Origin of the sequence: Aeromicrobium tamlense (genome assembly GCF_013408555.1) — a bacterium.
Taxonomy (GTDB): Bacteria; Actinomycetota; Actinomycetes; order Propionibacteriales; family Nocardioidaceae; genus Aeromicrobium; species Aeromicrobium tamlense.
Genome location: NZ_JACBZN010000001.1, coordinates 229499 through 247019, shown reverse-complemented (window position 1 = coordinate 247019; position 17521 = coordinate 229499). Strand labels below are relative to the sequence as shown.

15 protein-coding genes are annotated in these 17521 nt (G+C 68.2%); 8 read left to right on the top strand and 7 right to left on the bottom strand.

The annotated features are described in order from the left end of the window. Positions 1–4: 4 nt before the first annotated feature. From BJ975_RS01275 to BJ975_RS01260, 4 genes are all read right to left on the bottom strand, one after another. Complete coding sequence (locus BJ975_RS01275) at positions 5–1522, bottom strand: ABC transporter substrate-binding protein (protein ID WP_179422882.1); 1518 nt, start codon at positions 1520–1522, stop codon at positions 5–7. Continuing rightward, entirely contained in the window at positions 1519–3195 is a 1677-nt protein-coding gene (locus tag BJ975_RS01270) for a class I adenylate-forming enzyme family protein (protein WP_179422880.1), read from the bottom strand. The genes BJ975_RS01275 and BJ975_RS01270 overlap by 4 nt, the downstream gene beginning before the upstream one ends. Before the next feature lies 1 nt (position 3196). Beyond that, positions 3197–4750 (bottom strand): acyl-CoA carboxylase subunit beta, encoded by a 1554-nt coding sequence (locus BJ975_RS01265; RefSeq protein WP_179422878.1) that lies wholly within the window; start codon positions 4748–4750, stop codon positions 3197–3199. A gap of 201 nt (positions 4751–4951) precedes the next feature. Next, positions 4952–5167 carry a biotin/lipoyl-binding carrier protein gene (locus tag BJ975_RS01260; protein ID WP_179422876.1) on the bottom strand — a complete coding sequence of 72 codons (216 nt, stop codon included), beginning with the start codon at positions 5165–5167 and terminating at the stop codon, positions 4952–4954. A gap of 112 nt (positions 5168–5279) precedes the next feature. Between BJ975_RS01260 and BJ975_RS01255 the strand changes: the two genes are divergently transcribed. From BJ975_RS01255 to BJ975_RS01240, 4 genes are all read left to right on the top strand, one after another. Further along, positions 5280–5966, top strand: a complete 687-nt coding sequence (locus BJ975_RS01255) for a TetR/AcrR family transcriptional regulator (RefSeq protein WP_179422874.1) — start codon at positions 5280–5282, stop codon at positions 5964–5966. Positions 5967–6091: 125 nt separating this feature from the next. Next, positions 6092–7753 carry an AMP-binding protein gene (locus tag BJ975_RS01250; protein ID WP_179422872.1) on the top strand — a complete coding sequence of 554 codons (1662 nt, stop codon included), beginning with the start codon at positions 6092–6094 and terminating at the stop codon, positions 7751–7753. Beyond that, positions 7750–8259 carry an acyl-CoA thioesterase gene (locus BJ975_RS01245; protein WP_179422870.1) on the top strand — a complete coding sequence of 170 codons (510 nt, stop codon included), beginning with the start codon at positions 7750–7752 and terminating at the stop codon, positions 8257–8259. The genes BJ975_RS01250 and BJ975_RS01245 overlap by 4 nt, the downstream gene beginning before the upstream one ends. Before the next feature lie 86 nt (positions 8260–8345). After that, on the top strand, positions 8346–9089 hold the full coding sequence (locus BJ975_RS01240; protein WP_179422868.1) for a hypothetical protein: 744 nt from the start codon (positions 8346–8348) through the stop codon (positions 9087–9089). A gap of 93 nt (positions 9090–9182) precedes the next feature. Here the strand turns inward: BJ975_RS01240 and BJ975_RS01235 are convergent, their stop codons facing one another. Continuing rightward, on the bottom strand, positions 9183–9788 hold the full coding sequence (locus BJ975_RS01235) for a TetR/AcrR family transcriptional regulator (RefSeq protein ID WP_179422866.1): 606 nt from the start codon (positions 9786–9788) through the stop codon (positions 9183–9185). 86 nt (positions 9789–9874) lie between these two features. On the opposite strand from BJ975_RS01235, the gene BJ975_RS01230 reads away from it, so the two are divergent. Then, entirely contained in the window at positions 9875–13063 is a 3189-nt protein-coding gene (locus BJ975_RS01230; protein ID WP_179422864.1) for an acetyl-CoA carboxylase family protein, read from the top strand. 551 nt (positions 13064–13614) lie between these two features. Then, positions 13615–14004, top strand: coding sequence for a hypothetical protein (locus BJ975_RS01225; protein ID WP_179422862.1), 390 nt, complete (start codon positions 13615–13617; stop codon positions 14002–14004). A gap of 141 nt (positions 14005–14145) precedes the next feature. Here BJ975_RS01225 and BJ975_RS17215 read toward each other — a convergent pair whose 3' ends face one another. Beyond that, positions 14146–14499, bottom strand: a complete 354-nt coding sequence (locus BJ975_RS17215) for a DUF2750 domain-containing protein (protein WP_179422860.1) — start codon at positions 14497–14499, stop codon at positions 14146–14148. Between the two features lie 839 nt (positions 14500–15338). On the opposite strand from BJ975_RS17215, the gene BJ975_RS01215 reads away from it, so the two are divergent. Together BJ975_RS01215 and BJ975_RS01210 are read left to right on the top strand one after the other, a co-directional pair. After that, positions 15339–16118 (top strand): abortive infection system antitoxin AbiGi family protein, encoded by a 780-nt coding sequence (locus BJ975_RS01215; RefSeq protein WP_179422858.1) that lies wholly within the window; start codon positions 15339–15341, stop codon positions 16116–16118. A gap of 231 nt (positions 16119–16349) precedes the next feature. After that, on the top strand, positions 16350–16724 hold the full coding sequence (locus BJ975_RS01210) for a hypothetical protein (RefSeq protein ID WP_179422856.1): 375 nt from the start codon (positions 16350–16352) through the stop codon (positions 16722–16724). A 226-nt stretch (positions 16725–16950) separates the two neighbouring features. Here the strand turns inward: BJ975_RS01210 and BJ975_RS01205 are convergent, their stop codons facing one another. After that, positions 16951–17343, bottom strand: coding sequence for a hypothetical protein (locus BJ975_RS01205; RefSeq protein WP_179422854.1), 393 nt, complete (start codon positions 17341–17343; stop codon positions 16951–16953). Positions 17344–17521 lie beyond the last annotated feature (178 nt).

Below are 17521 nucleotides of genomic sequence, written 5' to 3'. Positions count from 1 at the left end.
CGGCTCAGCCGAGGGTGACCCCGATGAACTTCGGCTTGCCGAGCAGGTTGCCCTCGAAGCCCTTGACGTCGTCGCTCAGACCGACGATGGAGTTGCCGAACACGAGCGGGAAGAACGACGTGTCGGCGAAGACCGCCTCGGCGGCCTCGTCGAGGCCGGGCTTGCGCTCGGCGGGCTCGGTGGACTCGTCGGCCTTCTCCAGCGCGGCCTCGAGACCCGGGGTCCACTGGTCCGACGTGTTGAAGTAGCCGTCGGCCGAGAACAGCAGGCGGTACGTCATGGCCGGGTCGGGGCGACCCGTCCACTGCGACAGGTAGGCGGGCGTCTTGCGGTCGTTGAAGTAGTCGCTCGTGCCCTGGACGACCTCGAGCGGCTGGATGTCGACGTTGACGCCGACCTCGGACCACTGCTGCTTGAGGATCTCGGCGACGCGCACGGTGGCGGAGTCGGCGTTGACGATCATCGGGAACGACAGGTCGGTCTTGCCGGCCGCGGCGAGCAGCTTCTTGGCCTCGTCCGGGTCGTACTCGGACTTCACCGACTCCGGCGGAGCCGCCCAGTAGTCGCTCGGCAGGGCGCCGTTGGCGACCGAGCCACGACCGAAGTAGGCGCTCTTGAGGAGGGCCTCACGGTCGATGGCCAGCGAGAGGGCCTTGCGGACGTTCGGGTCGCCGAGCTCCTCGGAGTCGCGGTTCAGGTACACCTGGTTGACGTTGACGCGCGGGGTGTCGCTGACCTCGACGTTGTTGGCCTTCTCGAGGCCGTCGGCGTCCGAGGGCGAGACGTCCATGACGACGTCCTGCTGGCCCGAGCGCAGCGAGGTCACACGGGTCTTGGGGTCCGGCATGATGTTGAAGTTGATCGCCGAGACGCGCTCGGCGTCCTTGTCCCAGTAGTCCTCGTAGCGCTTCACCTTGATGACGGAGCCGCGCTTCCACTCGACGAACTCCCAGCCGCCGGCACCGACGGGCTTGGTGCTCAGGTCGCCACCGGCGGCCTCGGCCGCCTTGGGCGAGACCATCATGCCGGCGCGGTCGGCCAGCACGAGCAGCAGCGAGGCGTCGGGGCCGTTGAGCTTGTAGGTGACCGTGTACTCGTCGTCCGCGGTGACCGAGTCGACCGAGGCGAGGTCGGCCTGGATGTTGGAGCCCTCGCCCTTCGCGCGCTCGAAGTTGTAGACGACGGCCTCGGCGTTGAACGGCTCGCCGTCGTGGAACGTGACGCCCTCGCGCAGCTTCAGCGTGAGCTCGGTCGGGGACTTCTGCTCCCACGACTCGGCCAGGCCGGGCTGGGCCTCGAGGCCCTTGTCGTACGAGATGAGCGTGTCGTAGAGGGGGTAGATCAGCACGTGGTCCGTGCCCGCGTTGCCGCGGATCGGGTCGAGCGACGACGCGTCGGACACCGCCGCCACGCGCAGCGCGCGGTCGGAGTCGCCGGAGTCGTCGCCTCCGCCACCGCAGGCGGCGACGAAGGAGAGAAGCAGCGTCGCGACGACGGCTCCTCCGAGGGATCGAATCTTCATGATGCCTGTCCTTCCGTCCACTGCTTGCGCAGCTTGTACTTCTCGATCTTGTTGGTGGGGGTCCGGGGGATCTGTTCCACCGGGATCACGTCACGCGGCCGCATGAACTTCGGCATCGTGTCGAGACAGTGCTGCTCGATCGCGGCGCGATCGAACGTGTGGCCTTCGGCCACCTCCACGAAGGCGACGACGTCGTCCTCCTCGCCCTCGCCGCTGGGCACGGCGATGACCGCGGCCAGGGCGAGCGAGGGGTGCTTCACGAGCATCTCCTCGATGTGGAATCCCGAGATGTTCTCGCCGCGGACGCGGATGCGGTCGCCCATGCGGTCGATGTACGTGAAGACGCCGTCCTGGTCGCGCACGGCCGCGTCGCCGGTGTGGAACCACAGGTTCCGCCAGGCCTTGACGGTCGCCTCGGGCTTGGCGAGGTACTCCTCGTGGATGAGCGAGGGCAGCCGCGGACGCATCGCCAGCTGGCCGACCACGCCGTCGGCGCAGATGCGGTCGCGCTCGTCGAGGATCGCGACCTCGAGGAAGGGGGTGGGCTTGCCCATGATTCCCTTCGGCATCGGGTCGGTGCCCTGCAGGACGAGCAGGCCGTCGTCCTCGAACACCTGCCGCAGCTCGGCGTGCGTCAGCCCCCGGTAGAGGTCGTCCGGGGTGCCCTCCCCCGGGCCGGTCTGCTCGGTCAGGGTCACGAGCGGGTTGCCCGACTCGGACTGCCCGAACCCGGACGTCACGAAGTCGATGCCGAATCGCAGCGCGAAGTCGTGATGGTTGGCCGGCAGCGGCTGCATGTGCACCTTGTTGAGCGGGTTGCGACGGTCGTCGTCGCGCGGCTCGGCGTTGAGCAGCCACGGCGTCATGACGTCCAGCAGCACCGCGGTGGTGCACCCGGTCTCCTTGACGCGGCGCCAGAAGTCGTTGGGGCTGAAGCGGTCCCACAGGCTCACCGAGGCGCCGGTCCACAGCGCCCGCACGACGTTGAAGTGCGCGCCGCCGACGTGGTACATCGGCAGGTCGTTGTAGACGACGTCGTCGCGGGTCAGCGTGCGGCGGCCGACCCAGCAGTACTGGTTGACCCAGCGGTGCGACTGGACGACGCCCTTCGAGGGACCCGTGGTGCCCGACGTGTAGATGACGTTGGCCGGGTCGTCGAACTCGACGTGGACGGCCGGTCGTGGTGCCGGCTTGACCAGCTCGCCCAGCTCGCCGTCGCGCAGGCCGTCGATGACGACGACCTTCGGCGCGCAGCCCAGCCGGTCGCCGAGGGACGTGACGCGCTCGTGCATCGCGCGGTCGACGAACAGCACGGCGGGCGCGGTGTCGTTGAGCTGGTACGCCAGCAGGTCGCCGGTGTACTGGAAGTTCACCGGGGCGTAGACGGCACCGGCCTTCCACAGCGCGTACATCAGCACGGCCGACACCAGGGGCTGGGTCGTCAGGATGCTGACGCGCTCCCCCGGCTGCACGCCGAGCGCGGCGAGGTTGCCGGCGGCGTGGTCGGTGATCTCGGCGAACTCGGCGTAGGTGAAGCGCTCGCCCGTCTCGCCGTACAGGACGGCGAGGCGGTCGGCGTCGTGCTCCGCGTGGTGGTCGAGGGCGTCCACGGCCGTGGCGAAGTCGAACTCCAGGCGCGACTCGAGCTCGGCGGCGGACTGGTACGGAGCCATGTCAGGGCCTCGTTCCGAAGGACGGCGGACCGACCTGCTCGGGGATCACGCGGTAGGCGTCGCGCACCCAGCGGGTGAGCACCTCGCGCGAGCGGCGCGGGTCGATGAGGTCGGCGACGCCGTAGCGCTCGGCCGTGCGGAACGGCGAGCGGGCGGCCTCGAGTCGCTGGTGGATGTCGGCCATGAGCGCCTCGGGGTCGTCCGAGGCCTCGAGATCGGCGCGGTAGGCGGCCTCGACGCCGCCCTCGACGGGCAGCGAGCCCCAGTCACCCGAGGGCCAGGCCCACTGGCGGTTGAAGCGGTGGCGGTTGATCTGGCCGGCGCCGCCGACGCCGAACACCCGGCGCACGATGATCTCGGCCATCGGCACGCGGGCCTGGTAGGCCGCGACCACGGCGCGGGCGCCGCGACGGATCGAGGCCGACTTCTCGGCCTGCAGGCCGATCATCATGCCGGCCTGGTCGGTGAGGCTGACGATCGGCAGGTGGAACGTCTCGCACAGGTCGATCAGGCGGGTCAGCGCGTCGGCGCCGTTGGGCGTCATGGTGGCGCCCTTGTACGGGTCGGTGGCGACGACGCCGACCGGGTGTCCGTCGAGCCGGGCCAGGCCCGTGTAGACCGAGGCGCCGTAGCCGGCGTACTCGAAGTTCGAGCCGCCGTCGAAGATCGCGTCGAGGATCGTGCGCAGGCGGTAGGGCTGGCGACGGTTGCGCGGCACGACGTCGGCCAGGCCCTCGGCGCCTGTCGCGGGGGCGACGGCCTCGACGACCGGCGGCAGTCCGTGCACGCTCGACGGCAGGTAGGACAGGAAGTCGCGGACGGCCTGCAGCGCGGCCTTCTCGTCGGGGACGATCCGGTCGATCGCGCCGCTGCGGCGGTGCACGTCGGCGCCGCCGAGCTCCTCCTTGGTGAGGTTCTCGCCGGTGGCGTGCTTCACGACCGGCGGGCCGGCCACGAACATCTGCGAGATGCCCTCGATGAGGACGCTGAAGTGGCTCATCGCCACGCGACCGGCACCGAGACCCGCGACGGGGCCCATGCAGGCGGCCACGACGGGGACCAGCGAGAGGTTGTCGACGAGCGCGTCCCAGCCCGGGTTCGCGGGCACGTAGGTGTAGCCGGCGTCCTCGATCATCCGGACGCTGCCGCCACCGCCGGTGCCCTCGACGAGGCGGACCAGCGGCACGCGCAGCGCGCCCGCGAGGCGCTCGGAGTCGACCTGCTTCGCCATGATCGACGCGTCGGCGGCGCCGCCGCGGATCGTGAAGTCGTCGGCGCCGAGCGCGACGCGCCGGCCGTCGATCTCACCCAGGCCGAAGAGGAAGTTCGCGGGCATCACCGCAACGGTCGAGCCGTCCTCGGCGTACGTCGCGAAGCCGGCCATGCCGCCGATCTCCTCGAAGGAGTCGGCGTCGAGCAGATCGGTGATCCGCTCGCGCACGGTGCTGCGCCCGGCCTCGTGCTGGCGACGGATCTTGTCCTCGCCGCCGAGCAATTCGGCCAGCTGCTTCCGGCGCGAGATCTCGTCGATCTCGTCGGACCACACGTGGCTCACTGGTGCCCCTCACGTCGTCGGTGGCGGCTCGTGCCGCCTTCGTTCACACGCGACCTAAGCACTCGCTTAGGTCGTGCAGAATGCCAACGTAGGTGATCGGCGTCACAAAGGCAATGGGTAACTTGAATTCAGTTTCACATCGCGGAACGACACTGCCCGAGCCGGACGAACCGGCTCGGGCAGGAGGGGAAGGCGGCAGGATCAGTCGGCCAGGCGCGCCACGACGGCGCCCTCCTCGACGATATCTCCCTCGGAGAACAGGAGTTCTTCGACGCGACCGGCGCGCGTGGAGATCACCGGGATCTCCATCTTCATCGACTCGAGGATCACCAGGGGCTGACCCTCCTCGACCTCATCGCCGACGGCGACCTCCACCTTGAACACCGAAGCCGTCAGCTCGGCTCGCACATCGGTCATGAAAGTACCTTTCGACAGTCCTCAGGGCTTGGATGGAAACTAAGCATACGCTTATGCTGGGATTCGGAAAGAGGCCTGACGGATCACGCCTCCCGAAGGATGGAGCGCGACGGTGACCGAGACGAGCAGCCAGGGCCGGGAGCAGGCCGTGTCCCCGGCCTACCTGATCGACCGCGAGCGCGCCGAGCGGCGCATCGAGGAGTTCTGGGACGAGCGCGCCACGGGCGCCTCTCGCCGCATCCTGCGTGGTGCCACGCTGGCCTTCGCCGACCTCGGCTACCACGGCGCGTCGACCCGCGAGATCGCCAACCGCGCCGGCATGAGCCCGGCCGCGGTCTACATCCACTTCGAGTCCAAGCAGGAGCTCTTCCACCACATCGCACTCGAGGGCCACCGGGCCTCGACCGGCTCCTTCAGCGAGCCCGCGCGCCGGGCCAGCGACCCGCTCACCCAGCTCAAGCTCGGCATCGCGTCGTTCGCGATGTGGAACGCCGAGATGAACCTGCTCTCGCGCTCGATCGAGTACGAGATCCGCCTGCACCGCGGTCCGGAGTTCGCCGACATCTGGACCCTGCGCCGCAACGTCGACGAACACCTGCTGGAGATCATCAACACCGGCGTGGCGCAGGGTGCGTTCACCGTGGCGGATCCCGAGTGGGCCCGGATCATGATCTTCTCGGCCGCGATCGACGTCTCGCGCTGGTACCGGCACGGCTCGCGCCGCACGCCGGCCGAGATCGGGTTCCAGTACGCGGACCTGGCGATGACCCTCGTCGGCGCGACTGACGTGCCCCGCTGACCCTGCCCCTTCGGGGACCTGTTGACACGAACGTCAAACTCCGCTTCACTCGGTTGACACCGACGTCAATGAGACCGCCGTCACTCCCGCGCGGTCTCCCTCGATCCCCCGGAGGCAGCCGTCCCATGACGACCCCGCAGACCCTCGACCAGTACGTGGAGACCGTCCGCCGGCTCCAGGCCGACCTCCGTCCCGCCGGGATCCCGGCCGAGGTGCACTACCCCGCCGGCGAGATCACGATCCCGGCCCACGTCTCGCACTGGGCCGCCGAGCGTCCCGACCAGGTCGCGCTCGCCCTGGGTGACACCCGCTTCACGTACGCCGAGCTCGACGACGCGCACCGCCGCGTCGCCACGTGGATGTCCGCGCACGGCGTCGGCCGCGGCGACCGCGTCGCGATCTACCTCGGCAACTCCACCGAGTTCGTCATCGCCTTCCTCGCCGTGCTGCGCCTGGGCGCCGTGCACGTGCCGGTGAACCCGATGTTCCAGCCGGCCGAGCTCGCCTACGAGCTGCTCGACAGCGAGCCCGTCCTCGTCGTCACGAACCAGGCACTCTCCCCCACGCTCGAGGCCTGCGCCGACCGCGTGCCCGCGATCCCCGTCCTGCTGACCGACGGCACGGGCGAGTTCGGCTGGGAGTCCGCGATCGCGGCCGAGCCGTACGCCGGCGACGACGGCGACCTCGACTCGCTCGCGGCCCTGAACTACACCGGCGGCACCACCGGCATGCCGAAGGGCTGCCAGCACAGCCAGCGCCACATGCTCTACACCGTGGCCAGCGCCGCCACCGCCACCGCGATGCCGGCCGACGGCAGCTACGTCTCGCTCTGCTACCTGCCGATCTTCTGGATCGCCGGCGAGGACCTGGGCATCCTCATCCCGTTCGTCCTCGGCGGCACCAGCATCCTCATGGCCCGCTGGAACGCGGCCGAGGTGGTCGACACGATCGAGCGCGAGCGGGTCACCCTGATGACCGGCACGGTCGAGAACTACCTCGAGCTGATGGAGACGCAGGACCTGACGACCCGCGACCTCAGCTCGCTGGAGGACCCCCAGGCCGTCTCGTTCATCCGCAAGATGACCCCCGAGGTCCGCCGCCGCTGGGCCGAGCTCGTTCCCGGCTCCACCCTGCGCGAGTCCTCGTACGGCATGACCGAGACGCACACGATCGACTGCGTGCCCTACGGCTTCGCCGAGAACGACTTCGACCTGCTCTCCGAGCCGGTGTTCTGCGGCATCCCCGTGCCCGGCACCGACATCGCGGTCGTCGAGCTGGGCACGCAGACCCCCGTCCCACTGGGCGAGGTCGGCGAGATCATCGTCCGCAGCCCCTCGGTCACCGACGGCTACTGGCGCAACGAGGAGGCCACCCGCGACCAGCTGGTCGACGGCTGGATCCACACCGGCGACAACGGCCGCATCGACGAGCAGGGCTTCCTGCACTACCTCGGTCGTCGCAAGGAGATGATCAAGGTCAACGGCATGAGCGTCTTCCCCGCCGACGTCGAGATGCTGCTGGCACAGCACCCCGCGGTCGACTCGGTCGCGGTCGTGCCCACCGACGATCCCGACACCGGCCAGCGTCCGGTCGCCTTCGTCGTCCCGCGCGCTGACAGCGACGTCACGTCCGAGGAGCTCGTGACGTGGGCCCGCGGCAACATGGCCACCTACAAGGTGCCGCTCGTCAAGGTGCTCGGCTCGCTGCCGCTGACCGCCACGGGCAAGGTGCGCAAGAACGAGCTCGCCGACGACGCGGCCGCGCTCAACGCGAAGGTCTCGTCGTGAGCGCACTGCCCTCGTTAGCCGAGGTCGATGCGCTGGGCCCGCTGTTCGTGCGCGAGGTCCCCGAGCGGTACCGCGACCTCAACGGCCACGTGAACGTGCGCGGGCACTACGACCTGCACATGGACGCGGCCGAGGAGTCCTGGGAGCGCCAGGTGGGCCTCGATCAGGCCTTCCTCGACCGCACCGGGGAAAGCTCGTTCAGCATCGCCCACCACGTGCAGTTCCACCACGAGATCCTCGTGGGCCACGAGGTGTCGGCGTACCTGCGGATCCTGGGGCGCGCCCCCAAGACGGTCCACGCGGTCACGGTCGTGGCCAACCGCACCACCGGCGAGATCGCCAGCACCCTGGAGTTCGTCGAGGCCTACGTCGACCTCACGACGCGGCGCGCGACGGAGTTCGCCCCCGAGGTCGCCGAGCGCATCGACGCCCTCCTGGCCGAGCACGCGGCCCTGCCGTGGTCGCTGCCGTCGAGCCACCAGCTCGGCACCTCGCGCCCCTCCTGACTCAGCGGCCGAAGCCCTTCTCGTTCCCGTCGCGGGCTTCCGAAGATCCACGTGCGCGAGGCAACCACGAACTACAGTCGGCGTGCATGGGACGAATCAAAGGGCACTACGAGTGGGATGACGATGATCTGACTCCCGGCAAGAAGCGCGAAGGTGGCCTCCACCAGAACCTCTTCGACAGCGAAGGTCATCTCAAGGGAAACGCCCGATTCGTTCCTGACGACAGTCTCGACGACGAGCCCTTCATCGTCACCGAGACGGTCTACGTCCCTGTCGAGGAGCGTCGCCGAACACCCGAGCAGGAAGCGCTCGAGGCCGCCATCGCGGATCTCATCGAGAACCTGATCGATAGGGGAATCGCTCGTCTCAAGCCGCACGTCAACCGCTTCGTCCAGGAGACGGCCCGCCCCTACTACGACGGCAAGGTCCAGGTTCTACGCGAGAGTCGGGCTCGTCGAAAGGCACGCAAGTCGGGCACAGCGATCGAGGTAGCAGAGAATCAGCCGGACCACACCGCGGTCGAGACGACGGGAGATCCGCGTCCTGACATGTCGAAAGCAGAGGCGCAGGCACGCTACCTTGCGGCTCTGGCGGCTCAGGCATACAGCGATGAGCAGATGCGTCTCGTCAACGACGCGAACATCGTCGACTGCGATGGGCTGCCCGAGCTCCAGCGGTCGCTCGCTGAACTTCCGGCCGATCAAGTCGCGGCCCTGCTCAAGGCCATGGCAACCAAACCTCAAATGATGCAAGAGTCCGCGCTGGCGGAACTGGCGAGCATCCTCGGCCGAAGCGCACGCTCCCATGCGATCGAGATGGGACCGGCTTGATGCCAAGAGTCGCTCATGCCTCGCGCTCCGTGAGCGCTCGGCCCCACGCCGGAGCAGAACCGGCGATTGCTGGACCCTCGCGCCCCTCCTGACTCAGCGGCCGAGGCAGGCCATCCAGATGCGGTGCATCTCCTCGACGGCGGCGGCCACGGTGGTCTCGCCGGCGACGACGAGGGGCGCATAGCGGTCGTTCATGCCGGCGCCCATGAGGCCGAGCGCCTCGGGGTCGGCGACGGGATTCACCCGACCCGACTTGGCGTGCTGGCCGACGTAGACGGCGGTGCGGTGCACGGCCTCGCCCTGGATCTGGCTCCACAGGGCGCGCAGCTCGGGGTCGGCCACGGCCTGGTGGTTGAGCACCGTCATCAGCGCGAGGTTCTCGACGGTGGCCTCGAGCGTGGTCTCGATCGTGCGGCGCAGGACGCCGTCGACGTCGTCGCGGTCGAGGTCGGAGAGGTCCTGCGCGCGCAGGAAGCGGTCGCGGACCTGCTCGGCGAGCACCGCGAAGACCTGCTCCTTCGAGGCGAAGTAGACGTAGAAGGTGGCTCGGCTGACGCCCGCGCGGCGCGTGATCTCGGCGATCGTCGTGGCGCCGTAGCCGAGCTCCTCGAACGCCTCGCGCGCGGCGACGAGCAGCTCGCCGTGGCGCCTGGCGTCGGCGCGGTCGTGGTCCTCGCGGACCGCCCAGCCCTGTGTCATGGCCCTTACCCTAGCGTGACCATTGACACAGGTGTCAACAGTCGCGAGGATAGGCATTGACACCCCTGTCAACGTCGGGAGACACGATGAAGGTCCTGATCGCCAACCGTGGTGAGATCGCCGCGCGGATCGAACGCGCGGTGCTCGCGCTCGGCTGGACGGCGCAGCACGTCCACACCGCCGAGGAGGCCGGCACCGCCGGTCCCGACAGCCACCCGCTCCCCCGGGCCGGCGTCGCGGGCTACCTCGACGTCGAGGCGATCGTCGCCGCCGCCGTGCTCACCGGCTCGGACCTCGTGCACCCCGGCTACGGCTTCCTCAGCGAGAGCGCCGAGCTGGCCCGGGCCTGCGAGGCCTCGGGTCTGACGTTCGTCGGTCCCGAGCCGTCGACGCTGGAGCTCTTCGGCGACAAGGGTCGCGCCCGCGAGCACGCCCTCGCCCAGGGCGTCCCCGTCCTCGACGCCACGGACCGGGACGCGAGCCTCGCCGATGTCACCGCGCTCCTCGAGCGCCACCCCGGCGGCATCATGATCAAGGCCGTCTCCGGCGGCGGCGGGCGCGGCATGCGTCCCGTCACCGACCCGGCCGACCTCGCCGAGGCCTACGACCGCTGCCGCTCCGAGGCCGAGCGCGCCTTCGGCAGCTCGGCCGTCTACGCCGAGCGCCTGCTGCCCAGCGCCAAGCACATCGAGGTCCAGGTCCTCGGCGACGGCTCGGCCGTCGTCACGCTCGGCGAGCGCGAGTGCTCGGTGCAGCGCCGCCACCAGAAGGTCATCGAGACCGCGCCGAGCCCCTCGCTCACCGACGCCCACCGCGAGCGCCTGGTCGCGTGGGCCAAGGACCTCACCGCTCCCCTCGGCTACCGCGGCCTGGCCACGGTGGAGTTCCTCGTCAACGCCGAGCTGCTGCACCACGGCGGCCCGCTCGACGCCGTCTTCATCGAGGTCAACCCGCGCCTGCAGGTCGAGCACACCGTGACCGAGAAGGTCACCGGCGTCGACCTCGTGAGGTCGCAGCTGCTCGTCGCCTCCGGACAGTCCCTGGACGAGGTCGGCCTGTCCGGCGACGTCCGCCCGCGCCCCGGTCTCGTCGCGATCCAGTCGCGCGTGAACGCCGAGGAGGTCGTCGGCGGCACGGTCGTCGCGACCACCGGCACCGTCACCGAGTTCACCGCGCCCGAGGGCGTCCGCGTCGACACGGGCATCGCGCCCGGCGCCGTCGTCGACGGCACGTTCGACTCCCTGCTCGCGAAGGTCATCACCGTCACCGAAGGCGACCACGCCGCCGCGTGCGCCGACGCCGCCGAGGCCGTCGCCGCGCTGCGGGTCGAGGGCGTGCGGACGAACGTGTCGCTGCTGCGCGAGCTGCTGACCTCCGACGTCGTCCGCCGTGGCGACGTCACCACCGCGTGGCTCGACGGCCTGCTCGCCGAGCGTGCCGAGTCCGAACGCTCCGCCGACGCGTCCGGCACCGTGGCCTCGGTCATGAACGGCACCGTCCTGGCGGTGTCGGTGAAGGTCGGCGACACCGTCGGCCCGCGCACCCCGCTGGCGACGCTCGAGTCGATGAAGATGGAGCACCCGATCACGGCGGGCTTCGCGGGCACGGTCACCGAGGTCCTCGTCGCCGAGGGCGACCAGGTCGCGGCCGGCCAGACGGTGGCCGTCGTCGCGCCCGACGACTCCATCGAGCACGACCATGCCGAGGACGAGGACGTCGACCTCGACCACGTCCGTCCCGACCTGGCCGAGCTGCACGACCGGATCGCCCGCACCCGCGACGACGCCCGCACCGAGGCCGTCGCGAAGCGGCACGCCCGCGGGCACCTCACCGCCCGCGAGTGGGTGGACCTGCTCGTGGACGAGGGCACGTTCACCGAGTACGGCGCGCTGACCGTCGCGGCCCAGCGGCAGCGCCGCAGCCTCGAGGACCTCATGGCCAACACGCCCGCCGACGGCATCATCACGGGCCTCGGCACGATCAACGGCGCGACGTCCGAGGCGTCGAGCCGCTGCGCCGTGCTGGCCTACGACTACACCGTGCTCGCCGGCACGCAGGGCTACTTCAACCACAAGAAGACCGACCGCCTGCTCGAGCTGGCACGCGATCGGAAGCTGCCGGTGGTGCTGTTCGCCGAGGGCGGCGGCGGTCGTCCCGGCGACACCGACACCGCCGACCTGCTGGCCGCGGGCCTCAACGTGCGCACCTTCGCCACGATGGGCTCGCTCAGCGGCGTCGTTCCGACGGTCGGCATCGTGACGGGCCGCTGCTTCGCGGGCAACGCTGCGCTGCTCGGCTGCTGCGACGTCATCATCGGCACCGAGGACGCGAACCTCGGCATGGCCGGCCCCGCGATGATCGAGGGCGGCGGCCTGGGCGTCTTCACGCCCGAGCAGATCGGCCCGATGTCGGTGCAGGGCCCAAACGGCGTCGTGGACATCGTCGTGGCCGACGACGCCGAGGCGATCAGCGTGGCCCAGCGCTACCTCTCCTACTTCCAGGGCGCGCAGCCCGAGTGGACCGCCGCCGACCAGCGCCGCCTGCGCCACGTCATCGGCGAGAACCGCAAGCAGGTCTACGACATCCGCACGGTCATCGAATCGCTCGTCGACACCGACAGCGTGCTGGAGCTGCGCCGCGAGTTCGGCACCGGCGCGATCACCGCGCTCGTCCGGATCGAGGGCCGCCCGTACGGCCTCGTCGCGAACAACCCGGCGCACCTGGGCGGCGCGATCGACGCCGACGCGGCCGACAAGATGGCGCGCTTCCTGCAGCTGTGCGACTCGCACGGCCTGCCGGTGGTCTCGCTGTGCGACACCCCGGGCTTCATGGTCGGCCCCGAGAGCGAGCAGACCGCCACGGTCCGCCACTTCAGCCGCCTGTTCGTGATCGCCGCGCACCTCAGCGTGCCGATGACGACGATCGTGCTGCGCAAGGCCTACGGGCTCGGCGCGCAGGCGATGGCGGCGGGCGGCTTCGCCGAGACCACCGCCACGATCTCGTGGCCGACGGGCGAGATCGGCGGCATGGGCCTCGAGGGCGCCGTGCGGCTCGGCTTCTCCAAGGAGCTCGCCGCGATCGAGGACGAGCAGGCCCGCGCCGAGCGCTACGAGGAGCTGGTCGCCCAGCACTACGAGGCCGGCAAGGCGATCAACGGCGCCATGAAGCTCGAGCTCGACGAGGTCATCGACCCCGCCGACACCCGCCGCTGGATCGTCGCCACCCTCGGCGACTGGCAGGGCGAGGGCTCCCACCGCTTCGTCGACACCTGGTGAGCCTAGGAGCGAGAAGTCATCTGGATACGTCGGTAGTTCCCCGGGACCTACTGAACAACGGTCAACCCGGTGATCGAGTGGTGGCGAGCGAAGCGAGACGCTGTATCGAGATCACGTCTCGTCTAGCAACGATCAAGACCGGCGGCTGGTAACCGAAAGCCGCGCGGGGCGTCTCGGCCATAGCGATGACCACCCAGACTTCGCTACCCGCTTGACCGGATGACCCTTAGCTCGACCTCGTCATCCGGCAACCGGAACCAAGGGCTTGCGCCGGCCTGGTGCGGCTCACGCCCTGGACCGCCACACGGTTCGCTGCGGCGCCGACAGCTTCCACCCCCACGCGGCTGATGGGATCGTCGGTGCAGCACACGGGGAACAACGACAACAGCTCCCGGCATCAGCGAGAGACCTCCCCCGCACTTTCGTCTGACCCGGCACGCGGCGGACTTGCAAGCTCCGACCCATGACCGCTGCGTGTTGGACGACCCCATCTAGCACTTCTCTTAATGTGGCGACATGCAAGCTCTGACCACCGTTGCTGTGACCCGACCTTGGCATTGGGCATCGCGATCCTCTCCGACCCAAGCCTGGGGGGAGAGATTCCAGAGGTCGTGCCCGAGTCTCGGGTCTCGGCGAACGACAAGGGTGTCGTGGTCCTGATCAGGCACGCACAGGACGTCGAGACACTCAACGGAGACTTCGCTTGGGCCGAAGCATCGGTGATTGTTCGCCACTGGCCAAGCGCGCCCGCGATCGACCCAGATCGCAGCGTCATATTCGAAGGCTCGATATCCACCCCTACACGCCAGCTCTGGATCGGTGACGCGGACCATGAGGTCGTCATGACAGGCCTCACGGAGTCATCGACGCTCCGCGTTCTGTCGGCAAAGGAGGACTCCCCTTCGGCCGACCGCGTGTGGGTGGATGTTTGGGACGCATGAAGGGCCCCGAGAGAGTTGACGAAGGCATCGATCTCCCCACAACGAAGCGACCTCTAGAAATGCTGGCTGCACGTTGTCAGCACGCCGTCGGGGTCTAACCGATTGGTTCATTCGCGTTGAAGTGACGCAGGGCCGGGTTCCCTAGACGTTCCGGTCCAGGAAGCGGCTTTCGACGTCCGTCGGCGAGAGGTCCCACCCGGTTGCACGGGGCCCTGCCCAGTTGAGTCCGACGAGCATCTTGTCTTCGCCCAGACCTGGAAGCCATCGTTCACGCCAGACGTCGAGTGGAATTGGTACGGCCTCGAAGTCTGCGTACGCCTCGACGGAGCTGATGACCAACTCGACTCGAGAGCGAAGTGACCAGAAGGGCATCGCCCGTCGCCCAGTGGCGTCCTCCGGCGCTGGGTACCCTCCGGCGTCTCGAATGGTCCACACTTCGCCACGATCACTCGCTTCGGTATAGAAGCGCTCGACGTGCGCCGCGCTGATGCTCACGACCGAATCGTCGCACCTGCTAAAGGAACATGTGCGAACTAAGCGGCGGAATGACGCGAGCAGTTGTGATTGATGTGGGCGGGACGGTCCGAGAGGGAGTCAACGATCCTACGATCGCGGGTATGGAACCGATTGGCACGATCGCGATTGGAATCGATCTCGACTTTGTCCCGACGGCGGCGGGAGGTCGCAGGACCCCTCTGCCTGGTGGACGTGCCCCATCGACGCGATTCACCTATCGGCCGAACTGGGGCCTGCCCGGATGGGCCGATGGGGTTCAGACAGCGGGCCCGATCCTGGGCTTCTCCCGCACCGGGATTCGCCCGGGAGAGAGTGCACGCGCAATTTTCGTGCCGTTGTTCGTCGCTGAGTACCCCGAGTGGCGTGGGATCAAAGAGGCCGACGTGCTTCGACTGTACGAGGGGTCCCGGGTATGCGCCCACGGTCGAGTTGCGTGGGTGGTCCCAGCGACATGGCCCACGCCTGAGACCGAGCAAGCTGAATTACTTCGCTGGTTCGAACCTGACGCCAAGGACACATGACCCAGGCCGCAGAATCCCCCGACTCGCGGCGGTATGACGCACTTTGTCCAGCTTAAGCTCGCGCTCGTTCGATTTCGTCCTCGACTGGTGACCAGCGCATGAAGCAAGCTCCACGGTGGTTCATCGGCGAGCCCACTGCCGGGTCGCACGTCCTGCTGCATTTTCTGCCGTTCAAAGGCCCCCGCCGACATGTGCCGGGTCGGTGTGGAGCGGCCGCAGGCGAGTCGAGCTTGCCGCCAGCGGTCATTTCAACTGAAACGCACACGAAAGGTGGCGGATCTCGACAGGATATGGGCCATGGTGAAGATCCAAGACCTTCTCCACCGACGCACGGACCTCTCCACGTTCTTGGTTCACCTATCGCGCGACGGCGGGCCGGGACACTCGGCGCGGGAGAACCTGATTTCAATCCTTGCGGCCGGACAGATCACAGCCGGAAATCCACTTGGTCCCGCGCGGGAGCTCGAACCCGTGCTTGAAGGAACGGGTGTCACCCAGCGAGTTGTGTGTCTAACTGAGACTCCGCTGGAACACGTCTGGATGATGCTCGAGCAAATCGAGGGTCGACAGGTGCAGTTCGCTCCCTACGGGCTCGCCACGACCAAGGTTGCCGCACGCGTCGCGGGGGCGAATCCGGTCTGGTACACCGACATGACCAAGTACGGACGCACATGGCCGCTGTCCTACATGAACGATCTAGTTGAGCAAGCATGTGCGCGGGCAACGGTCGATGGAGAGCTCCGGCCCACTCTCCTCGCGAATGAGCCTTTCCTCAGGATTGCCCCGTACTTTGAAACGATGGGCCCGACCAACGGCCCAGGACTCAATAAGGAGTTCTGGTGGGAACGAGAGTGGCGCATGGTTGGCGATTACCATCTCGGGAATCCGAAGAGGTGGATGGCTCTCCTCGCGCCGGAGGCCGACCACGAATCGCTTCGAGCTGACATCGCGGAGATAGACGCTGATCCGGGGTGGGCAAAGAGACCGATCCTCGATCCCTACTGGGGGCTCGAACGGATGCTGGCGGAGTTGGCGGAAGTCAACCCGGACTACATAGGTCCATTCACGTCCCGATAGTCAACGCAGCCGGCCCAGAGACCATCGTTGACGGTTGCGTACCAGGCGAGGGCGCTCGCGACTCGCGGCGGAGGGACGCGGCGTTGAAGTGGCGCACTTCTTTTAGCCGGAGGTTGAACGATGCGAGCACGGCTAGTCGCGGAGTAGCGCTCTGGTCCGATTCTCGTTTACCGCCGCCAAACCGAGTGAAACGCAGACGGACCATCAGCCCATCGCCATAGGATCCGGTTCATGTCCGGTACGGGAGTCCAGAGGCTCAGCAAAACACTTCACCAACGCATCGTCGATGCTGCGATTGCCTCCTGGGTGCCGAGTCGTCGTAGCGCTCACGAACGGGCACATGCTCAACTCAAGGCGATGTCGGAGGGAGCAGTTGCTGAACCCACTGCATTCCAGCAGCGTGTGCAGGCAGAGATCGAGGAATCCGCTCGTAAGTGTGAAGCACTGATCGAAGCGCTATCGGATCCGTCGACCGATGCCATGACCATGCGTAAAGCTGCGGGCGAATTCTCTACTGGGATGGCGAGCCGGGTGCTCGCTCTGGAACTTCGTATGGCTCTTCTCGAGGAGTCATTTGACCTGAGGGTGGACGGGAGTATCGCTTAGTAGCACCCGAACCTGTTCATGGATGCGCCTAAGCGGCGCAATGACCCACCTAGGCCACTGCTCGAGTCATGGGCCACCTAAGACCTCGTAGGTCCAGGTACGTCTATGGAGATCGACGACATACAACGGCTGGTGGTGGCCTCGTCCGTAGACGCATCGAAGACCGCACAAACGAAGCCCCCGCCCTTTCCGGTGCCACGCCGAGAAGGGGCGGGGCTTCCGTCGTTCACACGTCTTTGCGCTCGAGGTGCTCCTTGAATGGGCTCGCGAGCGCGATCCAGTCGTCGAGCGGACGGTCGCCTATGAGGCGCACCGCCTCTTCCGGCGTCCAGCCGCCGTTGCCGAGAACGATCTCGTACTCACCGCTGTCATGACGCCAGATCACGGCTGCGCCCTTCCGGCGCTCGGAGCGCGTGACACCGATCCAAAACTCGTTGTCCGGCTTCGCCGCACGGTTGATTGACGGGTAGTCGCCGCGGAAGGCCCACCGCCGCCATGCATGCGAGAACGCGAACTCTAGGTCGAGCTTCCACGACGACACGTGGGTCACGCCGAGCGCGGCGAGTCCGACTGCCGTGCCCTCGACGATCTCCGCGACTTGCTGCTGCTTTGTTGCCATGCCGGAGACCCTACGCAGCCGTCCCGACACAGTCGGTGACGGCCGCGAGCCGAGCGACGACATCGTCGAGGAAGGTCGCGACGTTCTTTCCAGGAGTCATAAGTTGACCGTTCTCGGCGCCCGGCCCTGGCGCAGCCGGCCCGGCTCTTACGTGACTCATGGACGCGATTCAGCAGAC